The organism is Gemmata sp. (assembly GCF_051859125.1).
Classification (GTDB): domain Bacteria; phylum Planctomycetota; class Planctomycetia; order Gemmatales; family Gemmataceae; genus Gemmata.
Map to the genome: position 1 here is coordinate 1 of NZ_JBHYGG010000185.1, position 4,550 is coordinate 4,550.

At 71.4% G+C, this 4,550-nt stretch carries 3 protein-coding genes; 1 reads left to right on the forward strand and 2 read right to left on the reverse strand.

The genetic code is table 11. From position 1 onward, the window contains the following. Positions 1-125: 125 nt before the first annotated feature. Positions 126-1,667 (reverse strand): MlaD family protein, encoded by a 1,542-nt coding sequence (locus ACTIGN_RS16415; RefSeq protein ID WP_439625718.1) that lies wholly within the window; start codon positions 1,665-1,667, stop codon positions 126-128. Positions 1,668-1,792: 125 nt separating this feature from the next. Beyond that, positions 1,793-2,389, reverse strand: coding sequence for a hypothetical protein (locus ACTIGN_RS16420; protein ID WP_439625720.1), 597 nt, complete (start codon positions 2,387-2,389; stop codon positions 1,793-1,795). A 161-nt stretch (positions 2,390-2,550) separates the two neighbouring features. Here ACTIGN_RS16420 and ACTIGN_RS16425 point away from each other — a divergent pair, with 161 nt between their 5' ends. Next, positions 2,551-4,395 carry an outer membrane protein assembly factor BamB family protein gene (locus tag ACTIGN_RS16425; protein ID WP_439625722.1) on the forward strand — a complete coding sequence of 615 codons (1,845 nt, stop codon included), beginning with the start codon at positions 2,551-2,553 and terminating at the stop codon, positions 4,393-4,395. Positions 4,396-4,550: the final 155 nt, after the last annotated feature.

Consider the following 4,550-nt stretch of genomic DNA (forward strand, 5'->3'; position numbering starts at 1 on the left):
CTCTGTCCTCTGTCCTCTGTCCTCTGTCCTCTGTCCTCTGTCCTCTGTCCTCTGATTTCTAATCTGCGTCCATCTGCGTAATCTGCGGATGAAAACTCTTCTGTCTTCTCTTCGCACTCGCCGCCTCACCGCGGCGGGTAGCCCTGGACGGGCGGCGGGAACGGGTTCGCGCCCGGCGGGGCCGGCGGCTGCGGCGGGAGCCAGTTGGGCGCGTTCGCCTGCCGCGGGGCGGTCGCCGCGGGCGGCCACTCCGGGCGGTACGCGGGGAGCGGCGCGCCGGGCGCGTCCTTGAGCCCCGAACTCGGCCGCACCGCGCCGCCGATGCCGATCAGTTCCGGCCGCCGCGCGATCTTGTCGGCGAACACTTCCAGGTCGCGGGTGATCTTCTCGGCCTTCCCCATCACCCGGGCCAGCGACCCGGCCGCGTCGTCGATGTTCTGGTACACGCTGGGGTCGGTCAGCAGCTTCTGGACCGCCCCGTTCCCCTTGCCGAACGTCGCCAGCAGCCCGCGGACCTCGGCCAGCGCCTTGCTCAGTTGCTCGACCGACTCGGTCACGCCGGTCACGAGCGTCTCGGACCGCTCGGCGAGCGGCTTGGTGACCGCGCGGACGTCGGTGACGACCAGCCCGACCGACGACACGACCGTGTCGATGTTCTTCAGCGACTTCTCGGCCCCGTCGAGGATCGACGACAGCGCCGCCGAGATGCGGACGATCGACAGGGCGACCGCGTTCGCGTTCTTGAGCAGCTCCCCGACCTGCTTCTTGTTCTCGGGCGACAGCACGTCGTTGACGTTGTCGAACGTGGTGCGGGCCGACTTCACCGCCGACGCCACGTCCGGTTCGAGCCGCTTCACCGCGGCGCGGATCTCGTCCACGGCCGGCTTCGCGGACCGGGCCACCTCCTGGATGTCCCGGATGAGTTCCTTGAGGTTCACGTTGTCCGGCGGCTGGGCCGCGGCGAGGACCGGGTCGCCGAGGAAGTTCGCCGGCACCACCCCGTTGTTCGGGGCCGGCGCGTCGGTCCCGAGCAGGTTCTGGATCTTGTCCATCGTCTTCTTGGCTTCGGGCACCAGCGTGCGGACCGACTTGAACGTCTCGCTCGCCTCGTCCAGCGCCCGCTCCAGTTTGGGCTGGATCGTCTGGAACTTCTCGAGCCGCTCGAACGCCTTGGCGACCTTGTCGAGCGACTGCTGCGCGTTGACGAGGATGCCCGACGCGGGGGTCAGCAGGCTCCGGGGGGTAATGGGCGGCAGGCCCGGGATCTCGGACCCCGGGGGCCACTCGTCGCCGCGCGACACCGGCAGCCCGTCCTCGGCGAGCCGGGGCACGAAGTCGATCGCGGTGTCGCCGCTGAGGAGCCCCTTGGTGATGATGACGTCCTCGGACTTCCGCGGGAGGTACTTGCGGTCGATGCGGAACGCGACGCGGACCTGGCCCGACTCGGGGTCGAGGTCGAGCCCGGTCACCTCGCCGATGCGGACCCCGGACTTGCGGATCGGGACCCCCGGGGCGACCCCCGGGGCCTCGGAGAACAGGACCGCGTAACTGACCTTGGTCGAGAACAGCTCCGGCGCGCGGCCGAAGAAGACGATGAGGCCCGCCAGGATGGCCAGCGCCCCCGCCACGAACGCCCCCAGTTTGAGCCGCATGCCCCGTTCGGCCATGACTCCGCCCCGTTCAGCCGCGACCGCCCCGGGGCCGCGTCACCGGACGCGGCTCCCCCCACGGCGCGACTGCCCATTTTACGGGCGCCCTCCGATTTCCCCGCACGGTTCGTTGCACCGCCCCGTCACTTGCAGTCGCGGATGCGGCGGAGGATCTGCTGCTCCAGCGCGTAGTCGCGGCCGATGCGGTACCACCCCTGGCCGGTCGGCACGTCGGGGGTGACCACGTCGAACTGGCGGTCCACCGACGGCGTGTCCTGGAACACGGCCGACCCGGTCCGGGCCATCGCGGGCCGCGGCAGGTCCTCGAGTTCCCGCTCGACGACGACGTACACCAGGTACCCGCCCCGCTCGCCGGCGCGGATCTCGGCCGTCGCGACCTGCCGGATCGACTGGAACGTCGCCAGCAGCCGGCTCCGCGGCTCGGGGTTCCCGCGCTTCCAGACCTGCTCGAACCCCGGGGCGATCCGCGGCCTCGACACGACCCGCCCGTCGTAGGGGTTGGGCGGGAGCAGCTCGAAGTACTCGTCGAGGACCGCGACCGTCTTCTCGAACACCTCGTGGTACGCGGCCGCGGTCGGCACCCCGGGCGAGACCAGCACCGGGTTCTCGACCTCGGCGGCCGGGCCGCGGACCGGGGCCGGGTTGTCGAGCGGCGGGGCCGTGGCGCACCCGATCGCCGGGGCGCACAGCAGCCACACGAGTCGGAGCCTTGCCCCCATTCCGGTGCCCCACAAATAAACTGGCCGGGACGGTCGAACCGGCGTATATGCCAGGGGGCGGCCGCCGCGTCAAGGCGGCGCGGCGAAATGGGTTTCCCCCGCGGGCCGCGCGGCCGTAGATTGGAGGGGTGGCGAGCGCCCTGGTAACCCGGAGAACCCACATGCGTCGGCCCGTGCCGCTGTCCGCGCTGGTCCTGTTGTTGGGTGCGGTCTGCTTCACCCCGGCGGCCCCCGCCGCCGACGTCATCCAGGTGGCCCCGGTGGCCCGCGCCCAGCGGCAGCCGGTCCGCCCGCCGGTCCGCGGGCCGGTCGCCCCGGTCGCCCCGGCGCTCACCGACGACGAGGCGCTCAAGAAGGCCAACCTGAGCCCGACCGACGGCCCGCAACTGCTCGAGTACCTGAGGCACCGGACCCTGTCGGACGCGGACCACGGCCGCATCTCGGAGATCATCGCCCGGTTCGGGACCGACGACTTCGACGCCCGCGAGGCCGCCACCGAGGAGGTCGAGCGGTACGGGTCGGCCGCGATCGGGCCGCTCAAGAAGGCCGAGCAGGACCGCGACCCCGAGGTCGCGTACCGCGCCCGGCTCGCCCTGCGGAAGGTCGAGACGGTGCCGCACTCGGCGGTCACGGCCGCGGCCGTCCGGGCCGTCGCGAAGCTCAAGCCCGCCGGGGCCGCCGCGGCCCTCATCGGGTTCCTCCCCCTGGCCGACAGCGAGGCCGTGGCCGACGCGATCCGCACCGCCCTCGTGGCCCTGGCCGTGCGGGACGGGAGGGCCGAGCCGGCCCTCGTCGCCGCGCTCGACGACAAGTCCCCGGTCCGCCGCACCGCCGCGTACGTCGCGCTCACCGAGGGCGGCCCGGCGGCCGAGCGGGTCCGCATCAAGGACTCGTACGCGAAGCTCCGCGAGGCGGTCCTCAAGGAGGTCGACACCGAGGCCCGGTTCGCCGGCCTCTGGGCGCTGGCCCTGGTCACCCGCGAGGGCGAGTACGTCGCCGCGCTCATCGACCTGATCCCGAAGCTCCCCCGGGGCCGCATCTGGCAGCTCGAGGACCTGCTCCTCACCCTGGCCGGCACGCACCCGAAGGACGGCCGGTTCCTCAAGTCGCCCGCGTCGCTGGAGAAGGCCCGGGTCGCGTGGCTCGGGTGGTGGAAGGAGAAGGGCGACCGGGTCGATCTCGTGAAGCTCGACTACAAGCCCCGGGTCACCGGGCACACCGACGTCATCGAGATGGACTACAGCGGGTTCGGCCAGGGCCGCGTCGTGTCCCTCGGGCCGGACCTCAAGGAGAAGTGGCGGATCGTCGGCGTCAACAACCCGACCGACGTGAAGGTCGCCCCGAACGGCAACGTGTGGGTCGCCGAGTCGCAGAACAACCAGGTGGTCGAGCGGGACACGGCCGGCCGCGTCCTGACCCGCCGCAACGCGCTCCAGCAGCCGCTCAACATCGACTTCCTGCCCGACGGCGGCATGCTCGTGGTGTGCCGCAACAACGTGATCCAGTGGGACAAGGACGGCAAGCAGGTGTGGGCGCACGCCCGGCCGTACGACATCATGGCCGGGTGCCGGCTCCCGACCGGGGAGACGCTGTACGTCACCAACCTGTACCAGGGGCCGGGCAACCCCGGCGGTCCGAACGCGTTCCGCCTCGACGCCAAGGGCGCCGACGCCAAGAAGAACCTGACGATCGGCTGGATCATGCAGATCCAGGCCCTGGGCGTCGTCGGCGAGGACAAGGTGCTCGTGTGCGAGCGGGACAACAAGAACCCGGCCGCCCCCGAGGACCGCGTGGCCGAGTACGACCTGAAGACCGGCAAGCAGACGTGGAAGTACGAGTGCCCCCGCGAGTCCGCGCCGACGTCGTGCCAGCGGCTGTTCAACGGGAACACCCTGATCTCGCTGATGAACCACAACAAGGTGATCGAGGTGGACCCGTCCGGCGAGATCGTCTGGGAGTACCAGGCGAAGGACGGGCTCAAGGTCGGCCGCGCGTTCCGGCGGTAACGAGACTTTCGAGCCACGGGGCTCGCCCCCGTGGTGGTTCGGGGTGCTGAAGCCCACGGGGGCGAGCCCCGTGGCTCGAAAGGTGCGGCGTCATACCGACTCGCGTGGATCAGTTGCTCCTGGTGGGGCAGGCATTCTTGCCTGCCTCCGAAGGC